The 17,708-nt window shown below is 69.7% G+C and carries 17 protein-coding genes; 4 read left to right on the forward strand and 13 right to left on the reverse strand.

Features of this window, described 5'->3' with window-relative positions:
* Positions 1–86 precede the first annotated feature (86 nt).
* Positions 87–1,316, forward strand: a complete 1,230-nt coding sequence (locus tag M9M90_RS15405) for a PLP-dependent aminotransferase family protein (RefSeq protein ID WP_254834105.1) — start codon at positions 87–89, stop codon at positions 1,314–1,316.
* Here the strand turns inward: M9M90_RS15405 and M9M90_RS15410 are convergent.
* The 6 genes from M9M90_RS15410 to M9M90_RS15435 form a co-directional block, all read right to left on the reverse strand.
* Positions 1,313–1,561, reverse strand: a complete 249-nt coding sequence (locus M9M90_RS15410) for a dodecin family protein (RefSeq protein ID WP_254834106.1) — start codon at positions 1,559–1,561, stop codon at positions 1,313–1,315. The genes M9M90_RS15405 and M9M90_RS15410 overlap by 4 nt on opposite strands.
* Positions 1,562–1,635: 74 nt before the next feature.
* A complete protein-coding gene (locus M9M90_RS15415) occupies positions 1,636–2,793 on the reverse strand; it encodes a serine hydrolase (protein ID WP_254834107.1) in 1,158 nt (385 codons plus the stop codon).
* A gap of 15 nt (positions 2,794–2,808) precedes the next feature.
* The gene (locus tag M9M90_RS15420; protein ID WP_254834108.1) at positions 2,809–3,558 is read right to left on the reverse strand and encodes a class I SAM-dependent methyltransferase; all 750 of its coding nucleotides are present in this window, start codon (positions 3,556–3,558) and stop codon (positions 2,809–2,811) included.
* Positions 3,559–3,793: 235 nt separating this feature from the next.
* Entirely contained in the window at positions 3,794–4,690 is an 897-nt protein-coding gene (mmsB, locus tag M9M90_RS15425; protein WP_254834109.1) for a 3-hydroxyisobutyrate dehydrogenase, read from the reverse strand.
* Positions 4,691–4,703: 13 nt separating this feature from the next.
* Complete coding sequence (locus tag M9M90_RS15430; protein WP_254834110.1) at positions 4,704–5,843, reverse strand: isobutyryl-CoA dehydrogenase; 1,140 nt, start codon at positions 5,841–5,843, stop codon at positions 4,704–4,706.
* 11 nt (positions 5,844–5,854) lie between these two features.
* On the reverse strand, positions 5,855–7,369 hold the full coding sequence (locus M9M90_RS15435; RefSeq protein ID WP_254834111.1) for a CoA-acylating methylmalonate-semialdehyde dehydrogenase: 1,515 nt from the start codon (positions 7,367–7,369) through the stop codon (positions 5,855–5,857).
* A gap of 93 nt (positions 7,370–7,462) precedes the next feature.
* Here M9M90_RS15435 and M9M90_RS15440 point away from each other — a divergent pair, with 93 nt between their 5' ends.
* A complete protein-coding gene (locus tag M9M90_RS15440) occupies positions 7,463–8,356 on the forward strand; it encodes a LysR family transcriptional regulator (RefSeq protein ID WP_254834112.1) in 894 nt (297 codons plus the stop codon).
* 26 nt (positions 8,357–8,382) lie between these two features.
* Here M9M90_RS15440 and M9M90_RS15445 read toward each other — a convergent pair whose 3' ends face one another.
* Complete coding sequence (locus M9M90_RS15445; RefSeq protein WP_254834113.1) at positions 8,383–9,873, reverse strand: MBL fold metallo-hydrolase; 1,491 nt, start codon at positions 9,871–9,873, stop codon at positions 8,383–8,385.
* A gap of 9 nt (positions 9,874–9,882) precedes the next feature.
* Complete coding sequence (locus M9M90_RS15450; RefSeq protein WP_254834114.1) at positions 9,883–10,536, reverse strand: TetR/AcrR family transcriptional regulator; 654 nt, start codon at positions 10,534–10,536, stop codon at positions 9,883–9,885.
* A gap of 73 nt (positions 10,537–10,609) precedes the next feature.
* Here M9M90_RS15450 and M9M90_RS15455 point away from each other — a divergent pair, with 73 nt between their 5' ends.
* Positions 10,610–11,263 (forward strand): 2-hydroxychromene-2-carboxylate isomerase, encoded by a 654-nt coding sequence (locus M9M90_RS15455; RefSeq protein ID WP_254834115.1) that lies wholly within the window; start codon positions 10,610–10,612, stop codon positions 11,261–11,263.
* 5 nt (positions 11,264–11,268) lie between these two features.
* On the opposite strand, the gene M9M90_RS15460 is transcribed toward M9M90_RS15455, so the two are convergent.
* From M9M90_RS15460 to M9M90_RS15470, 3 genes are all read right to left on the reverse strand, one after another.
* Positions 11,269–11,511, reverse strand: coding sequence for a hypothetical protein (locus tag M9M90_RS15460; protein WP_254834116.1), 243 nt, complete (start codon positions 11,509–11,511; stop codon positions 11,269–11,271).
* A gap of 48 nt (positions 11,512–11,559) precedes the next feature.
* The gene (locus M9M90_RS15465; RefSeq protein ID WP_254834117.1) at positions 11,560–12,450 is read right to left on the reverse strand and encodes a toll/interleukin-1 receptor domain-containing protein; all 891 of its coding nucleotides are present in this window, start codon (positions 12,448–12,450) and stop codon (positions 11,560–11,562) included.
* A 93-nt stretch (positions 12,451–12,543) separates the two neighbouring features.
* Positions 12,544–14,235, reverse strand: coding sequence for a hypothetical protein (locus M9M90_RS15470; protein WP_254834118.1), 1,692 nt, complete (start codon positions 14,233–14,235; stop codon positions 12,544–12,546).
* Positions 14,236–14,535: 300 nt separating this feature from the next.
* Between M9M90_RS15470 and M9M90_RS15475 the strand changes: the two genes are divergently transcribed.
* A complete protein-coding gene (locus tag M9M90_RS15475) occupies positions 14,536–15,117 on the forward strand; it encodes a hypothetical protein (protein WP_254834119.1) in 582 nt (193 codons plus the stop codon).
* Positions 15,118–15,130: 13 nt separating this feature from the next.
* Here the strand turns inward: M9M90_RS15475 and M9M90_RS15480 are convergent, their stop codons facing one another.
* The gene (locus tag M9M90_RS15480; RefSeq protein WP_254834120.1) at positions 15,131–15,850 is read right to left on the reverse strand and encodes a cytidylyltransferase domain-containing protein; all 720 of its coding nucleotides are present in this window, start codon (positions 15,848–15,850) and stop codon (positions 15,131–15,133) included.
* 23 nt (positions 15,851–15,873) lie between these two features.
* Positions 15,874–17,667, reverse strand: coding sequence for a tetratricopeptide repeat protein (locus M9M90_RS15485; RefSeq protein ID WP_254834121.1), 1,794 nt, complete (start codon positions 17,665–17,667; stop codon positions 15,874–15,876).
* Positions 17,668–17,708: the final 41 nt, after the last annotated feature.

Consider the following 17,708-nt stretch of genomic DNA (forward strand, 5'->3'; position numbering starts at 1 on the left):
CCCTGACCCCCATCAGGTGAGAGGCCGCGTCCGCGCGGCCATACAGGCGCCCATCGGCGTCGGCGATACGACAAGAGACCTTGCTCATGACCACCCCGACCCCCGACTGGGCCGCGCGTTTCAGCGACCGCATGGCGCGCGTTCGCGCCAATGAGATCCGCGAGCTGCTCAAGCTCCTGGATCAGCCCGACATCCTATCCTTCGCGGGCGGCATACCCGATCCGGAACTGTTCCCCGCGGCGGCCATCCAGGCCGCCTATGACGAGATCCTCGCCGATCCCGTCCAGGCCCGTCAGGCCCTGCAGTACTCGGTGAGCGAGGGCTACCTGCCCCTGCGCCGCTGGATCGCCGAGCGCATGGCCCTGTCGGACGTGGCCTGCGACGAGCACAATATTCTCATGACGGCGGGCTCCCAGCAGGCCCTGGACCTGCTGGGCAAGCTGTTCCTGAGCCCAGGCGACACGGTCGTGGTCGCCCGGCCGACCTATCTGGGCGCCCTGCAGGCCTTCAACGCCTACGAACCCGACTATCTCGACCTGCCTTGCGGCGCGCTTCGCGGGGAGATCGACGGCGCAGGCCTCATGGACGGACGCGCGCCGCGGCCGCTCGGTTACTTCGTCCCCGACTTCGCCAATCCGACCGGCGAAAGCCTCACCCTGGCCGAGCGGGAGGCCCTGCTGGACCTCGCCGAAAACCTGGACATGACCCTTATCGAGGACGGCGCCTATCGCGAGCTGCGGTTCGGCGGCGACCAGGCCGCCAGCCTGCTGGCGCTGGACATCGCCCGCACCGGCTCCATCGAGACCGCGCGGACCCTCTTCTGCGGCACCCTGTCGAAGACCATCTCGCCGGCCCTGCGCATGGGCTGGGTCTGCGGCCCGCGGGCGGTGATCGAGAAGCTGGTCCTGCTCAAGCAGGGCAGCGACCTGCATGTCTCCACCATCAACCAGATGGTCGCCCACCGCACGGTGTCCGAGGGCTACGAGCAGCACCTGTCGCGGCTGCGCAACACCTATGGCTCCAAGGCCCGGGCCACCCTGGACGCCCTGGCGCGACACATGCCGCCGGGCGTCACCTGGTCGAAGCCGGAGGGCGGGATGTTCGTCTGGCTGTGGCTGCCGGAGGGCATGGACGGCAAGGTCCTGCTTGAACGCGCCATCGCCGAGGAGCGCGTCGCCTTCGTGCCCGGCGAGCCGTTCTTCGCCGAGGTTCCCTCGGCCAACGCCATCCGGCTCAGCTACTCCCTGCCCACGAACGCCCAGATCGAGGACGGTGTGGCGCGGCTGGCCGGCCTGATCCGCAGGACCGGGTCCTAGAACCCCAGCGCATCCACCACCAGGGACTGGGCCTCGGCGTCCTGTTCGACCTTGAAGCTGACCTGCATCCGGACGCGGTAGGCCTCGATCTTGCCGTCGGGGCCTAGCGTGACGTCCTGGGCCACGACATCGGCGACCCTCAAGTCGCGCAACGATCCGGCTGCGGCGTCCAGGGCCTGCCTTGCGGCGTCGGCCCAGCCGCTCTCGCTCGAGCCGACGATTTCGGTGACGCGATAAACACTCATGGGCTCCTCCTGCCAGGCGCCCACCCCGATCGCATTAGGGCGCCTTCCGCCGCCCTGGGACAAGCCCTTGCCGCTCAGGCCAGCCGATAGGCGTCGCGCTCCAGCGCCTTGAGCAAGCCAAGCACGTCCGGATCGCCGAACGGGGTCTGCTGGGCCATCAGCATGCCGCTCAGCCCCGCCGCGCGATCGACCCAGTAATAGGTGTTGAAGATGCCGGCCCAGGCCAGGCTGCCCGCCCCGCGCCCATCGGCCGAGGGCTCGGGATTGATCAGGCCGGTCAGGCCCCAGCCCGTGTGCTGCTCGGGGAAGAGGTCGAAGTCCAGGCTCATGGCCAAGGCGCCCTGGAACGCTCCCGCCCTCAGGGGACCAGTCTGCACCTGGCTGAGCTGGTCGATCGTCTCCGGGTTCAGCACCCGGGCGCCGTCCAGGGTCCCGCCGTTCAGCAGCATGCGGGTGAAGCGCGCATAGTCCCGCGCGGTGCCGAACAGCCCGCCGCCCCCCGACCAGACCTCCGGCGCGCTCGGCAGGGCGAAGGGGATGGGCATGAGCTTGCCGTCCTCGCCCCGCGCGTGGGGGCTCGCCTGGCGCGCCGCCTGCTCGGCGGTCGGCAGGAAGCCAGTGTCGGCCATCCCCAGCGGCCCGAAGACGTGCTCGGTCAGATAGGCGTCCAGGCGCTGGCCGCTGGCCGCCTCCACCGCCAGGCCCGCCCAGTCGATGCCGATGCCATAGGCCCACTGCTCGCCCGGCTCGAACAACAGCGGCTGGACGTGACCGGCGCGAAGGCCGGCCATCGGGTCGGGCGTCCCGCTCGCCTCGCGCCAGCGCGCCAGCTCCCCATGCAGGAAGCCGTAGCCGAAGCCCGAGGTGTGGGTCAGCAGCTGGCGCAGGGTCGGCGCGCGCCGGACCGGCCGCAGCCGCGGCGCGCCGTCGGCCTCGAAGCCCTCCAGCACCTGCAGGCCGGCGAACTCCGGCAGCAGGCCCGAGAGATCGCCGTCCAGGCTGAGCCGTCCCTGCTCCACCTCGCGCAGGGCCGCCACCGAGGCCACGGCCTTGGTCATCGAGGCCAGCCAGAACACCGTCGCCGGGTCCATCGCCGCGGCGTCGCCCACCTTCCGGAGCCCGGCGGCCGTCTCGTAGATCACCCCGTCCCGGTCGGCGACCAGGGCCACGGCGCCCGCCACTCGCCCTCCCTCGACCGCGGCGTCGAGCGCCGACTCGAATCTAGAATACATAGATAAACCTTGATCTTATCCGGGCTTCTTGAATTTCAAGATGAACTGGTCGGTCTTGCCGCGGATCGCCGGGTCGAACACGTTGGCGGTGTGCGGGTCGCCGGCCGCATGCAGCAGCTGGCTCTCCTCGACGAACTTGAACCCGGCCGCCTCGACGCCCTTCTTCACGTCGGCGATGTCGATGCGGTGCAGGCTGTCGCCCACGCCGAGCCCGGCCCCGGGCAGGGCTTCGTGGTCGACGATCAGATAGACCCCGCCCGGCTTCAGGGACTTGAAGATCTCGGCATTGACCTTGGACGCCGTGTCGGCCGGAAACGGCTTCAGATAGAGGTCGTGATAGTTCTGCACGGTCAGCACCAGGTCCAGCCCGTCGGGCAGATCCATGGTCTGGAAGCTCGTATCGATAGGTTTCACATTGGGAAGGGCTGCGGCGACCTTCTTCAGGTTCTCGCCATAGCTCTTCTCGTACTGGATGAATTCCGCCGGCTGGTAGGCGTAGACGGTCCCGCCAGGCCCCACGGCCGCCGACAGGATGCGGGTGAAATAGCCGCCGCCGATCACGAAGTCGGCCACCTTGCCGCCGGTCTTGATCTCGCCCATCGCCAGCAGCTCGCCGGGCTTGCGCGCGGCGTCCCGCGAAACGTCCTCGGCGGGCCGGCTCTTGTCGGCCAGGGCGGCCTTGATGTGGGCGGGGACCTCGGCGGCGACCGCCGCGCCCGCGATCCCGACGCTGAGCGCCGCGAACAGGGGAACCATCAGACGCATGGCGCGCCTCCCTCACAACTGTTGTCGTGAGGCGACGCTAGGACGACTGCGCGAGCTTGGCTAACAGTGTTTGGCCCCCGACAGACCCTCCCCCAGCGCGCAGCGCGATTTGGGGGAGGTGGCTCGGAGCGAAGCGGAGAGACGGAGGGGGTTGAAGCCCACCGAAGCGAGTCAAAGTCCCCCTCACCCGGCCATTCGGCCGGGAGCTCCCCCAGAGGGGGAGCACCTTTGCGCCCTAAGCCAGATCGTCCAGCTTGCCGCGCAGCAGTTGCAGCACCGCGGAGAAGTCCTTGCCGCCATGTCCCAGCCCGTCGAACATCGCGTAGAGCGCCCCGGCCTGGGCGCCCATGGGGGTCGAGGCGCCGACCTTGGCCGCGGCGTCCTGCGAAAGCTTCAGGTCCTTCAGCATCAGGGCGGTGAGGAACCCGCCCTCATAGCCGCGATTGGACGGCGCCGCCGGCACCGGCCCCGGCCAGGGGCAATAGCTGGTCAGTGACCAGCACTGGCCCGAAGACTTCGATGCGATCTCGAAGAACCGCTCGGCCTCCAGGCCAAGCTTCTCGGCGAGCGCGAAGGCCTCGCAGGTCCCTAGCATCGAGACCCCCAGCAGCATGTTGTTGCAGATCTTGGCCGCCTGGCCGGCCCCGGCCTCGCCCGCCCGCAGCACCACCCGCGCCATGGGGGCGAGCGCGGCCTCGACGGCGGCGAAATCGGCCTCGGCGCAGCCCACCATGAAGGCCAGGGTCCCGGCATCGGCCGCCATGATCCCGCCGGAGACCGGCGCGTCGGCGAACCGGAACCCGGCCTCGGTCGCCTGGGCGGCCACGTCGCGCGCCGACTCCACGTCGATGGTCGAGCAGTCGATCAGCAGGGCGCCCTTGGCCGCGTTGGGCAGCACCTGGTCGGCATAGACCTCGCGCACATGCTTGCCGGCCGGCAGCATGGTGATCACCACCTCGGCGTCCCCGACAGCCGCGGCCACGGAGTCCGCCGCGTGGCACCCGGCCTCCACCGCCTTGGCCAGCGCCGCCGGCGACAGGTCGAAGGCCGCAACCTGATGCTGGGCCTTGGCCTGGTTGGCCGCCATGCCGGCGCCCATGTTGCCGACCCCGATGAAGGCGATCTTCGTCATCTGATGGGCTTTCCTATTGCCGGAACATCTCGCGGGCGATGATCACCCGCATGATCTCGTTGGTGCCTTCCAGGATCTGGTGGACCCGCAGGTCGCGCACGATCCGCTCCAGCGGATAGTCGGCCAGGTAGCCGTAGCCGCCGTGCAGCTGCAGGGCCTGGTTGGCAACCTCGAAGCCCGCGTCGGTGGCGAACCGCTTGGCCATGGCGCACAGCTTGGTGGCCTGGGGATCGCGGTTGTCGAGGGCGTAGGCGGCGCGCCGCACCATCAGCCGGGCGGCCTCCAGCTCGGTGGCCATGTCGGCGATCTTGAACTGCAGGGCCTGGAAGTCGGCCAGGTTTTTCCCGAACTGCTGGCGCTGGGTCATGTAGGCCTGGGCCGTGTCGAGCGCGAAGCCCGCCCCGCCCAGCGAACACGAGGCGATGTTCAGCCGCCCGCCGTCCAGCCCCATCATGGCGAAGCGGAAGCCCTCTCCCTCGGCGCCGATGCGGTTGGCGACCGGGACCCGGCAGTTGTCGAAATTGACCTGGGCGGTGGGCTGGGCGTTCCAGCCCATCTTCCTTTCCTGGGCGCCGAACGACAGGCCGGGCGTCCCCTTCTCCACCACGATGGCCGAGACGCCCTTGGCGCCGGGCTCACCTGTCCGCGCCATCACCACATAGACGTCGGAGACCCCGCCGCCGGAGATGAAGGCCTTGCTCCCATTCAGGACGTAGTGGTCGCCGTCCAGCTTGGCGCTGGTCCGCAGGGCCGCGGCGTCGGAGCCCGAGCCCGGCTCGGTCAGGCAGTAGCTGGCGATCAGCTCCATGCTGGTCAGCCGCGGCAGGTAGCGCTGGCGCAGCTCCTCGCCCGCGAACCGGTCGATCATCCACGAGGCCATGTTGTGGATGGTCAGATAGGCCGCCGTCGAAACGTCCCCATAGCTCAACGCCTCGAACACGATCGAGGCGTCCAGCCGGGTCAGGGCCGAGCCGCCCACGTCCTCGCCGATATAGATGCCGGCGAAGCCCAGTTCGGCGGCCTTCCTCAGCACGTCGACCGGGAAGTGCTTCTCCTCGTCCCACCTCGCCGAATGCGGAGCCAGTTCGGCCGCGGCGAAGGCCCGCGCCGCGTCCTGGATCGCCCTCTGGTCGTCGGTCAGGTCGAAGTTCATGGAGGCGGCCTCTAGCGCATGGTCGGGATGACGAACGACGAGTCTGCATGACTGTCGCCTTCCGGCCAGCGCGCGGTGATCGTCTTGACCTTGGTGTAGAACTTCACGCCCTCGAGGCCGTGCTGGTTGGTGTCGCCGAAGGCGCTCCGCTTCCAGCCGCCGAAGGTGTGATAGGCCACCGGCACGGGGATGGGCACATTGATCCCCACCATGCCCACCTGCACCCGGTTGGCGAAGTCGCGCGCCGCGCGGCCGTTGCGGGTGAAGATCGCCACCCCATTGCCGTACTGGTGCTTGGACGGCAGGGCCAGCGCCTCCTCATAGGTCTCGGCGCGAACGATCTGCAGCACGGGGCCGAAGATCTCCTCCTGGTAGGTGCGCATGCCGGGCTTCACCTGGTCGAACAGGCTGGGGCCGATGAAGAAGCCTTTCTCGTAGCCCTGCAGGGAGAAGCCGCGCCCATCGGCGACCAGCTCGGCGCCCTCGTCGACCCCCATCTGGATATAGTTGGCGATCTTGTCGCGATGGGCGGCCGAGACCACCGGGCCGTACTGGGCGTCGGCGTCGGACGACAGCCCCACCTTCAGGGTGTCGATCTCGGCGATCATGCGCCGGCGCAGCTCGTCGGCGACCTTGGCGCCCACCGGCACCACCACCGGGAGGGCCATGCAGCGCTCGCCCGCCGAGCCGAAGGCCGCGCCCGAAAGGTCCTTCACCACCTGGTCCAGGTCCGCGTCGGGCATGACGATGCCGTGGTTCTTGGCCCCGCCCATCGCCTGGACCCGCTTCCCGTGCGCGGTGCCGGTCGAATAGACGTAGTGGGCGATGTCGGACGAGCCGACGAAACTGACCGCGGCGATATCGGGATGGGTCAGGATGGCGTCCACCGCGGCCTTGTCGCCGTGGATCACGTTCAGCACGCCCTTGACGTCCATGCCCACGGCGGCGCCGGCCTCCATGAACAGCTCGGCCAGCCGGACCGGGACGCTGGGGTCCTTCTCCGAGGGCTTGAGGATGAAGGTGTTGCCGACGGCGATGGCGATGCCGAACATCCACATCGGGATCATGGCCGGGAAGTTGAACGGGGTGATCCCCGCCGCCACGCCCAGCGGCTGGCGCATGGAATAGACGTCGATCCCGGGGCCCGCGCCCTCGGTGTATTCGCCCTTCAGCACATGGGGGATGCCGCAGGCGAACTCGATCACCTCCAGGCCGCGCTGGATGTCGCCCTTTGAGTCAGCCACGACCTTTCCGTGCTCGGAGGACAGGAGCTCGGCCAGCTCCTGCATATTGGCCTCGACCAGGCGCTTGAACTCGAACATCACCCGCGCCCGGCGCTGGGGATTGGTCGCGGCCCAGGCCGGTTGGGCGGCCACGGCGGCGGCCACCGCCGCATCGACCTCGGCGGGCGTGGCCAGCGCCACACGGGCCTGAATCTCGCCGGTGTTGGGATTGTAGATGTCGCCAAAGCGGCCCGAGGTCCCGGCGACAGCCGAACCGGTGATGAAGTGCTGGATGTCGCGCATTGGGGGCCTCCCTTTTCTTGCGCTCTGGCCTATCAGAGCCGGCCGGCCGCTGGTATTGCAGACTTGCGCCTTAGGTCATGCAAATGTGCAGGCATGTTCGACTGGGACGACCTGAGGATCTTCATTGCCGCGGCCCGCACGGGCTCGCTCACCGCCGCCGCCCAACGGCTGGGCGTCGACGCGGCCACGGTGGGCCGTCGGGTGTCGCGGCTGGAATCGGCGCTGAAGTCGACCCTGCTGGCCCGCTCGCCGTCGGGCCTGCAGCTCACCGCCGCCGGCGCCCAGCTTTTGGCCATAGCCCTGGACGCCGAGGCCGCCATGGAGGCCGCCGCCCAGGTCACCCGCCCCGACGTCATCGCCGGGACGGTGCGGATCAGCGCCGCGGAGGGGTTCGGGTCGGCGATCCTGGCCCCGGCCCTGCCCGGCCTCGCCGCCGCCCGTCCCGGCCTGCGCGTCGAGCTGGCCGCCAGCGCCGGATTCCTCTCGCCCGGCCGCCGCGAGGTGGACATGGCCATCACCTTGAGCGCCCCCGACCAGGCCCGGCTGATCGTCGAACCGCTGACGCCCTACCAGCTCGCCCTCTACGCCGCCCCGGCCTATCTCGCGCGCCGGCCGCCCCCGACGGATGTCGCCGAGCTGCGCGACCTGGATATCGTGGGCTATGTCGACGACCTGATCTACGCCCCGGAGCTGCGCTATCTGGACGAGGTCCTGCCGGGTCTCACCCCCCGCCTCGCCAGTTCCTCGATCCGCGCCCAGCGCGAGATCGTCGCCGGCGGCGGCGGCGTCGGCGTCCTGCCCTGCTTCATGGCCCAGGGCCTGACGCGGGTCCTGGCCGATGAGGTCCTGCTGGAGCGCCGCTTCTGGCTCGCCACCCACCGCGACGTCCACGACACCGCCCGAATGCGCGCCGTCCGAACCTGGCTCAAGGCGCTCTGCGCCGAGGCCGCGGACCGGCTATCGCCCTACCCTTCGGATCGCCGCTGAAACGCAGAGGTCGCAGCAGCGGGCGCCTATTGGCCGACCCGCCCGATCCGGACGTCCTTCGATCCCAGCGGGAGGGTGTAGAGGCTGCCGTCGTCGGCCAGGGTCCAGTCGCCGTCCCGCGCGGCGTCGATCCCGCTCTCGAAGGTGCGCCGCGCGATCATCCCGTCCGGCGCCGGCAGCAGATGGTAGAAGACCAGCAGCTTGACCTTGGCCTGGTTGGCCAGGACCGCCGCCTCCTGGGGCGACACGTGATAGTCCTGGATGTCGTGCATGATGCGCTCGACCCGCGGGCGGCTCAGGCCCCTGGCGCCGGCCTCCATGGTCTGGATCATCGGCCGGGCGATCGCTTCGGAGACCATCAGATCGGCGCCCGTGGCGGCGCGCGCGAAAGGCGGATGGTTCTTCATGTCGCCGGTGATCACCACCGAGCGCCCCTTGTAGTCGAAGCGGTAGGCATAGGCCGGCTCAATGGGCCCGTGGTCGACCTCGATGGCGGTGATCTTCAGCTTGCCGTCGTCGAACACCAGGCCGGTGCGCGCCTTGGCGGGCGTCGCCGGTCCGGCCATCTCGACGGTGCGCGCCACCAGGGGCCAGGTCTCCGGCGGCATGATCTTCGCGGTGTGGTGGACCGTCCGGTAGCCTTGGTCGATCCGGTAGGCCTGGTTGAAGCCGCCGACCACCTGATCGATCCCCGGCCCGCCGTAGACGTCGAGCGGCGCGGGCCGTCCCTGGGCCCAGGTCTGCAGGTTCAGTTCCCCCAGGTCGCCGATATGATCCGAGTGGAAGTGGGTGATCAGCACCCCGCCGATCCGCGACAGCGGAATTCCCCACTGCATCAGGTTCTCCACCGACTCCGGTCCCACATCGACGATGTAGAACTTGCCGCCGGCGATCACCGCCACGCAGGCCTTCGCCCGCGTCTTGCTGGGCAGGGGGGCGGAGGTGCCGCAGACCGCAACCCGCAGGGCGTCGTCGGCCATCAGGGCCGAGTTGTCCACGCCCATCCGCTGGGCGACCGCGCGCTCGAAGATCTTCTGCTGGACCATCGGGTTGGCCAGGGCGGCGGAGAGCCCGAGCTTGGCGGCGACCCCCAGGCCCAGCACCAGCAGGATCACTCGGGTCAGGCCCGCGCGTTCGGGCGCCTCGGACCGCCCCAGCCTGCGGGCGTGCAGCACCAGGGCCGCGATGGCGGCGATTTCAACGGCCAGGGCGCGCGGCGCCCCGCCCGGCAGACCATCGTCGACCGCGCCCATCAGCCGTCCCACGACGATCGTGACCAGGATCAGGGCCGCGGCCTGCAGCAGCATCGCGCGGCGGGTCCAGACCCCGGCGAGACACAGCGCCGCCAGGGCGACGAACAGTCCGCCCAGGTCGGCCCTCAGGGTGGAGACGCCTTCCGGGGACAGGGGACCCACCCGCAGTCCGCCCGCCAGCTCCTCCGGCGCGGCCCACAGCCCGAAGCCCAGGGCCGCGAACAACAGCGCGAAGACGAGCACGAAGAATCCGGTGACGCGCATATCAGGTCCTCAGAGCCCGCTGGGCAGGGTTGCGGCGAAGATGTCGGCGCAGGCCTTGCCGGCCACGGTGCGCGCGGCGACCGTGTCCAGTCCAAGTCCCCGCAGCAGGCCGAAGATCAGGTCTTCCGCCAGGGTGGCGGCCGTGTCGGCGGCGTGGCGTTCCAGCACGCGCGACACGGCGATCTGCGCTGTCCCGACCGCCATCAGCACGGCGGCCTCCGGCGCCAGGCCCTCGAACCTTCCGGCCGCGAGGCCCGCCTGGATGTCGGCGCGCACGCCGCGGTTCATCGGGGCGTCGGGGACCGAGGCGAAGGGGAACAGCCGCATCATGGCCTGGGCCCGGATCGGGAAGGCCTCGGCGCCGCGCGCGAACATCGCCAGCGCGCGGGCCACCCGTTCGGCCGGGTCGGCGACCCCGGCGTTGATGTCGGCCACGGTCAGTTCGATGGCGGCCCGCGCCTGCTTGGCGATCTCTCGCGCCAGGCCGTCCTTGTCAGGAAAGTGGTTGTAGAAGCTGCCCTTGGCGACCTCGGCGGCGGCCACGATGTCGTCGATGCTGACCGCGTCCACCGAGCGCGTGGCGAACAGCACCTGGCCGGCGCGCATCAGGGCGGCCCGCGTTCGCTCCCGCCGCCGATCGACCCGCTCCCCGGTCGCGATCATCGCCCCCGACTCCAATTTGACTGTTTGGTCACTATTGGACTAAACAGTCATTATTGCAAGCGCGAGGTTCCCGATGACCCTGCAGGTCGATGTCTTCTGGTCGTTCAGAAGCCCCTATTCGTACCTCGCAACACCCCGGCTGGCCGAGATCGCGGCGCGCTACGACGTCCAGGTCGACATCCGCGCGGTCTATCCCCTGGCGGTGCGCGTCGACGGCTTCTTCAAGCGCCAGGACAAGCGCTGGCCGTTCTATGTGGGGCGCGACTGTTTCCGCACCGCCCAGATGCTGGGCATGACCTTCGGACCGCCCAGGCCCGACCCCATCGTCATGGACCTCGCCACCGGCGACGTGGCCAAGTACCAGCCCCATATCCGCCGGCTCACCCATCTGGGCCAGGCCGCGGTCGAGGCCGGCGCCGGCCTGCCCTTCATCGTCGAGGTCAGCAAGCTGATCTGGGGCGGCCAGGTCCAGGGCTGGGACCAGGGCGAACACCTGGCCCAGGCCACGGCGCGCGCCGGCCTCGACCTCGCCGCCCTGGAGCAGGTGGCCTCAACCGAAGCCGAGCGCCTCGAGGCCGTGATCCAGTCCAGCCACGCCAGATTGGAGGCGGTCGGCCACTGGGGCGTCCCCACCATGGTCTTCCAGGATGAACCCTTCTTCGGCCAGGACCGCCTGGAGACCCTGCTTTGGCGCATGGGCCAGCACGGTCTGGCGGAGCGGCGCTAGGCCATTCAGGCCGGGATGCGCGATCGCGTCTCCCATCGGGCCTCGCCGCAGCGATAGCAGGAACGCTCGGAAAACCGACCCAGCTCCCGGACGTCGACTTGGTCGTCCCCCAGCCCGCGGCCTTCCAGTCGGGTCAGGACGGTGGCCGCGGCCACGTCGTGGCTGGTCCGGCAACCCGTGCAACTGAAGCGGATCTGCGCGCCGGGGTGCTCCGCCAGCAGTGTCGCCAACGATATGGTGTCGTGCATGTGGTTCATCCGTCCGGGCCGGGCTCGGAGCACGCCGAGTCCCGGCGATCAGTAGGGGATTTCCTCCTCGACCTGGCGCTGGACCTTGGGGGCCTTGCGCTTCGGCGCGGCCTTCGCCTTGGGAGCCTCGTCCGCCGCCGCCACCGGATCCTCCGCCGCGGGCGGCGTGGGCTGGGTGGGCAGCGTAGGCGCCAGGGTCGCCGAGGCCAGGATCGCGACCTTCGGCTCGACGGCGGGCGCCTTGGGCTTGGGCGCGCTCAGCATCAGGCCGACGGCCACGGCGACCGCGACGGCCGCTCCGGCCAGCGCCAGCGCCGCCATCGGGCGCTTCGTCCGTTCGACCGGCGCGTGCACGGTCGCGGCCGGCGGCATGGCGGCGGGCTTCTTGTGACCTTCAACCGGTGCGCTGACCTTGCTCGGCCGGACGCTCGTCTTGGGGGCCTCGGTCGGCGGTATGCGAGCCTCCGGCGGAGGCGCAGGCGCAGGTGCGGGGGCGGCGGCGGCGTCCGCCGCGGGATCGCCGATCGCGCTGGCGATGCGCAGGCTGAGCTGGTCCATCGCGAACTCCCAGTCCGCGAAGAAGTCGATCCATTGGCGGGTGGCGAACTCGTAGGAGAAGGCCTCGTTCGGCGTGACGTCCTCCACGCGCAGCGGAATGACGATCAGCTTCTGCTGGCTGGCGAGCGCCAGCTCCTTGGTCATCTCCTCGGACTTGTTCGAGTTCTCGGTGAAGACCAGCAGCATGATCCGCGCGCGGCGGATCGCCTGCACGATCGAGACCTGGAAATTCTCGCCTGGCTGAATGTTTCGCGAGGAGATCCAGCACCCGAATCCGCGGCTCTCCAGCGCAGTGCACAGAATATCCGCGACTTTTCGGTCTTGCGAAGCAAAACTGATGAAAATATCGGCATTCATATCAACACGCCCGAGTCCGCCCACCCAAATTCACACTTTATATACAACTACCTATCCGCAGTTGTGACAAGGCCGTCCAACAAATCTAAACTCTTCCTAATCTGTTCTTTATAAGGACTACGGCCGGAAGAGCTGTCTCCGCCCCGCGCCGTCGCGCCAGTGGCTGGTCTCCGCCAGGTGCCACCGCATGGCCGCGCGCGCCGCGCCCTGCAGGTCGTCCAGCGACGGGCTCGGCCCGAGCTGCGCGGCCAGGCCTTGCAGCCTTTGGCCGATGCGCTCGCTCCGCGCGCTCTGCTCCTTGAATTCCAGCTTGGCCTCGAGCGCCATGGTCGCGGCGGCGAACGCCGGGACGACCGTTCCCGCCATGGCCACCACCCCGCTGATCCAATGGGGGACATGCAGGCCCAGCGGGTGGGACAAGGCGTGGGCCACCAGGTAGCTGGCGAACAGCGCCAGGAGGAACACGAAGGCAGCGTTCTCCGCCACATGGATCCTATGGGCGATCCGTCCCTCCCGCTTGCTGACCGCAAGATGATAGGCGGCCTGCCCCTCGACCAGTTCGCTCAAGGCCCAGCGGCCCCAACTCGTCACCCGAAACTCATCGAATTTCCCATGCGGCAGGCCCGCCTTGCGCAGGATCGCCTGCTCAGGCTCCAGGGCCTGGCGCACGATGGGCGGGGTGCGGGTGCTGACCAGGCTGACCCCGAGCGGCCAGCAGGCGCGGATGAGCCGCAACTGCTCGGCCAGGTGGCGTTCCTCGCCCCAGCGCTCGTGTTGCCGCGCCCGCGCTGCGCTGGACCAGACCCAGAGCGCGGCCAGGCCCAGCATGAGCTCGATGAAGACGGCCGTGATCTTGAAGCCAGGCCAGATTGTCCACGCGGAACCGACGATCGCGGCCGTGACCATCGCCAGCAGCAGCAGGATTTGTTCGGAACGATGCACCGCCGACAGCCGGTTCGCGTGCTGGTCGGCGCTCATATAGGCTGCGGTCAACAGCTGGAAGCCGCCCTGCTCGGCGAGGTCTTCAGGAACCGGATGCGCCGCGGCCATGCCCGTGACGCGGCCGCCCATGAGTGTCCGAAACGCGCCATAGGTCTTCCAGAGCCATCCATGCAGCCAGGCGTCGAGCCTGGTGCTCTTGTCGCCGGCGGCCCGCGCCTGCCGGTCCACGGCGTCGGCGGCCTCGGCGGCGGCGAGGGCTTCGAGGTTGAGGGCCTCGCGGACATTCGCCTCGGTGGCCTCCTCCACATGCGACAGGTTGCCGGCCCCCAGCCCTTCCTGGAATTCGAGGAAGTCGAAATCGGACGGCAGCTTCTCAGGCCTGATCAAGCGCAGGCGAGGCGAGTCCGACGGCTTCACCCACAGGACCGACAGCCCGGTCTCCAGCGCGCAACGCACGGCGTCGGCGGTCCCGCCCGCCCCTCGCGCCCGCTCACCTGTCCACACCACCACCAGCAGGTCGGCGGCCTCCACGACCAGCCGCGTCTGCTTCAGGTGAGGGTTGCGGCCCAGGGCCTCGGCCGCCGCCCCATCCAGCCAGGTGGCCGACTGGACCCCGCGCAGCTCGGCGGCCTGGCCTTCCGGATCGTCGAGGAACGGGAACACCGCGTGGATCGGCCCGAGCTGGGCCAGGCGCCAGGCCTCGGCGGCCAGTTCGTCGGCGCCGGGGGCCAGCCCGGTCAGCAGCCTGGCCTGCTCCACGCCGGCTTCGCGGATGAGCCGGAACGCGGCGTCCAGGCCTTCGGTGACGGGCTCGTGGTGGCCGAGATCATTGGCGCGATTATGGCCCGCGAACGCGAGCTGGATCATGGTCATGTCCGACACCTGCGCTCGCCCCCCGTACGCCACGCGCCGTCGGCGCCTCGGTCTCGCCTCATGGCCAACCCCACTCATCCAGCACAGGGAAGAACGGTTTAGCCTCGCCGCGGCGGCGAGACTGCATAATATATGGGCTTGCCTCAATCCTTGATGGCTGAATACTACTCCCTTGGCGGCCGCTCCGCGCGTTATCGCGAATATTGTTTCTAAATATGTTCAAACATCGCCATCCTGGCGGATACGCTGGGGGGAATGCTTGTCCAGTTCCCGGAACTTCTGAGGGCAATGCAAATGACTGATTTTGTTGGCACAACCCAGGGGTCGAATTTCCAACCCGTGGGTGTGGCGCGGGCCGCCTGCGCCCTGGCCGGCCTGCTGCTCCTGCAGGCCTGCGCCACCGACCAGCCGCCCAAGCCCACCGTGTCGAAAACCGGGGCCGTGACGACCGAGGAGTTCCGGACCTCCGACTTCACCTGGTCCCAGGCGCCGGGAAAGGGCCGCATCGAAGGCAGACTGACCTTCCAGTCCGGCGGAAAGCCCTACGGCTGCGCTGGAACCGGCGTGGTGTTGACGCCCGAAACGCCCTGGACCCGTCGCCGGATGACCATTCTCTATGCGTCGCCCAAGCGCGCGGCGCTGCCGGCCGCCGAGGTCCGCGGCCGCACGCCCCCGGGTCGCAGCGCGGACTATTCGGCCTTCGTCAAGCGCGCCGCCTGCGACGCCTCCGGGCGCTTCGCCTTCAACGGGCTTCCTGATGGCGCGTGGTATGCGATCACGGTCGCCAAGCCGGCGCCGCCCGGCGTCGGCGCCGACATGGCCATCATGCGCCGCGTCGAGATCCGCGGCGGAAAGACCGTCGAACTCAGCCTCTGACTTCGCATCGCGTCTAGACGCGGGGGTCTCCGCCAAGCCTGGCGAGGTCCGGGCGTCCGCGCACGAGGCGGCGGATGTCGTCTGAGGTGAAGTGCTCGCCCTCGCGATATAGGGCCTCATAGACGGCTCGGACGAAGTCCAGGTCGTCGGGACGATCGACGGTCCAGCGGACCTCGCCCTCGTCGCGATCCTGCGACACCCCGCCCAGGGTGAAGCGCTCGGGCCGGCGATAGATGAAGGGCGTGACGTGTTCGCGCTCATAGGGGTCCACCGCCTCTGCGGCGGCCAGGCGCAACGTCCCGACGCTCATCACCTCGGCGTCCAAGCCCTTGGGGTAGGTGCGCGTCGGGAGGGTCGTGGCGGTGTAGTGGGCCTGCGAGGCGAGTTGCCGGCCGATCATCGTGTCGATCAGGCCCGGGTCGGTCAGCGGACAGTCGGCCGTCAGCCGCACGACAAGATCGGCCTCATCCAGCGCCGCGGCCGCGCCGGCGTAACGGGCGAGCACATCCTGCATCGATCCCCGGAAGACCTCGACCCCGGCCTTGGTCAGGTGATCGGCCAGCACGTCGTCCGACCGGTCGTCGGAGGTGGCGACGATGAGGCGGTCGATGGCCCGCGCGCGGCTCAGGCGCTCGATCTGCCGCGCGATCATCGGGGCGCCGGCCAGGTCGGCCAGCACCTTGCCGGGCAGCCGCGTCGAGCTCATCCGCGCCTGGAGTATCGCCGCGATCATGGGAGGCTCCGCGCTTTCGAGGATCAGGCCTTGCCGAACGCCGTCATGGCCTGGCCGACCTCGGCCATCACAGGGTCCCACTCGCGGAAGGCTTCGGGGACGAAAGTCCGCATCTGCGGGTACCAGGGATAGCGGTCGGTCCCCAGCCGCGCCCAGGCGCCGGCCATCGAGATCAGCCAGGAAGGCGCCCCGCAGGCCGCGGCGATGTTGGAGGTGGCGTTGGCGAAACCGACCACCAGATCGAGCGCGCAGGAGAGCGCGGCCACGTCGTCCAGGTCCTGCTTCAGGTCGATGCCCGGCGGATTCCAGATCTCGACGCCCAGCTCGCGGCGGGCCTGCTCCAGCTCGGCCTCGACGTCGCCGTACTGCAGGTTGACGAAGGTGATCCCCTGCGCCGCCAGCACAGGCGCCCATTGCTCGAAGCTTGAATAGTAGCGGTGCCGGGCGCCCATCGTGCTGCCGCTCTTCCACAGCAGGCCCACCTTGCGGCCGGCCGGGGCGGTGTCCAGCACCGCGCGCCAGTGGGCCAGGCGCGCCGGATCGGCTTCCAGGAAGCGCGGACGGTTCGGATAGGCTGCCACCTCGCGGCGGAACTGGCGCAGCAGCGAACCTATGGGGGTCCAGAGGTCGATCCGCGCCGTCGCCGCCTCGTCCAGGAACGGCGCCAGGCGATAGGTGCGGCCTTCGGCCTGGTAGGTCGCGTGGGCGCCCACATGGGCCGTGGGGAAGCTGCGCTGAAACAGCGGCACGAGGCGCGGCTCGACCGCCAGGGTCAGCCGGCCCTCGGGGCCCAGGGCTTCGATGACGTCGGGAACGACATTGGCGAACATGACCTCGTCGCCCAGGCCCTGCTCGCCGACGATCAGCATCGACTTGCCGGCCAGGTCGGCGCCCGGACTCCAGCGTGGGCGATCGACCAGCACGAGGGTGACGTCGGCGAAGCTCGGATCCAGGCGGGCCTCGTAGTCGTCCCAGCCCTCGCCCACCCGGCCGAGGTCCAGGAGGATCGTCGAGCGGGCCAGCCGCATCATGAGCCGCTCGTCGAGCGGCATGGTCGCGGTCATCGCCCGTTCGCAGTCCTCCAGCGCCCCTGCCGAGTCGCCCTGGAACAGCCGGACATTGCCGCGATTGTAGCGGGCCTTGGCGAAGTCCGGATCCAGCCGCAGAGCCTCGTCGAAGAAGATCTGCGCGGTGGCCGGGTCGCCCTGCTCGGCCAGCGTGCTGCCCAGCGTATTCCAAAGCAGCGGCTGGTCCGGCGCCCGGCCGACGGCCGACTTCAGGAGTTCGATGGCGTCGTCGTAGCGATGCTCGTCACGCAGCACGCAGGCCAGATTGTTGGCCCCCTCGTGATCCTCCGGGAACCGCGCCAGGTGATGGCGGAACAGCTTCTCGGCCACCGCCTTCTGACCCATGCGGTAGGCCAGGCGTCCCAGGTTGTTGGCGATCTCGGCATGGTCGGGCAGCAGGGCCAGCGCCGACTCGTAGCAGGTGATCGAACCCGCGAAGTCGCCGGCCTTCTCGCGGGCGATGGCCAGCAGGTACCAGCCGAACCCGTTCCGCTCGTCCTGTTCCAGCGCCTTGATCGCCCACTCGGCGCCGGCCTTGGCGTCGCCGGCGTTCAGGGCGGCCACCGCCTGGTGCAGCATTGGCTGGATCTTGAGGGCCTTCAGTTCCTCGACGGCGAGCGACAGCTTGGCCAGGGCGTCGCGGGAGCCGGAGTCGCCCACCGCGCCCGCGGCCAGCCGCGCCGGGGTCGGCGCGGCGCCGACCCCGAGCGCCGCGGGCGATGTTGCGCTGGGCGCGGACGGGCGCGGCATGGCCTGACTCCGGAGCGGGCGAGGATCGGAAGATGCTTCGC

Source organism: Phenylobacterium sp. LH3H17, assembly GCF_024298925.1.
In the GTDB taxonomy this organism is placed as follows: domain Bacteria; phylum Pseudomonadota; class Alphaproteobacteria; order Caulobacterales; family Caulobacteraceae; genus Phenylobacterium.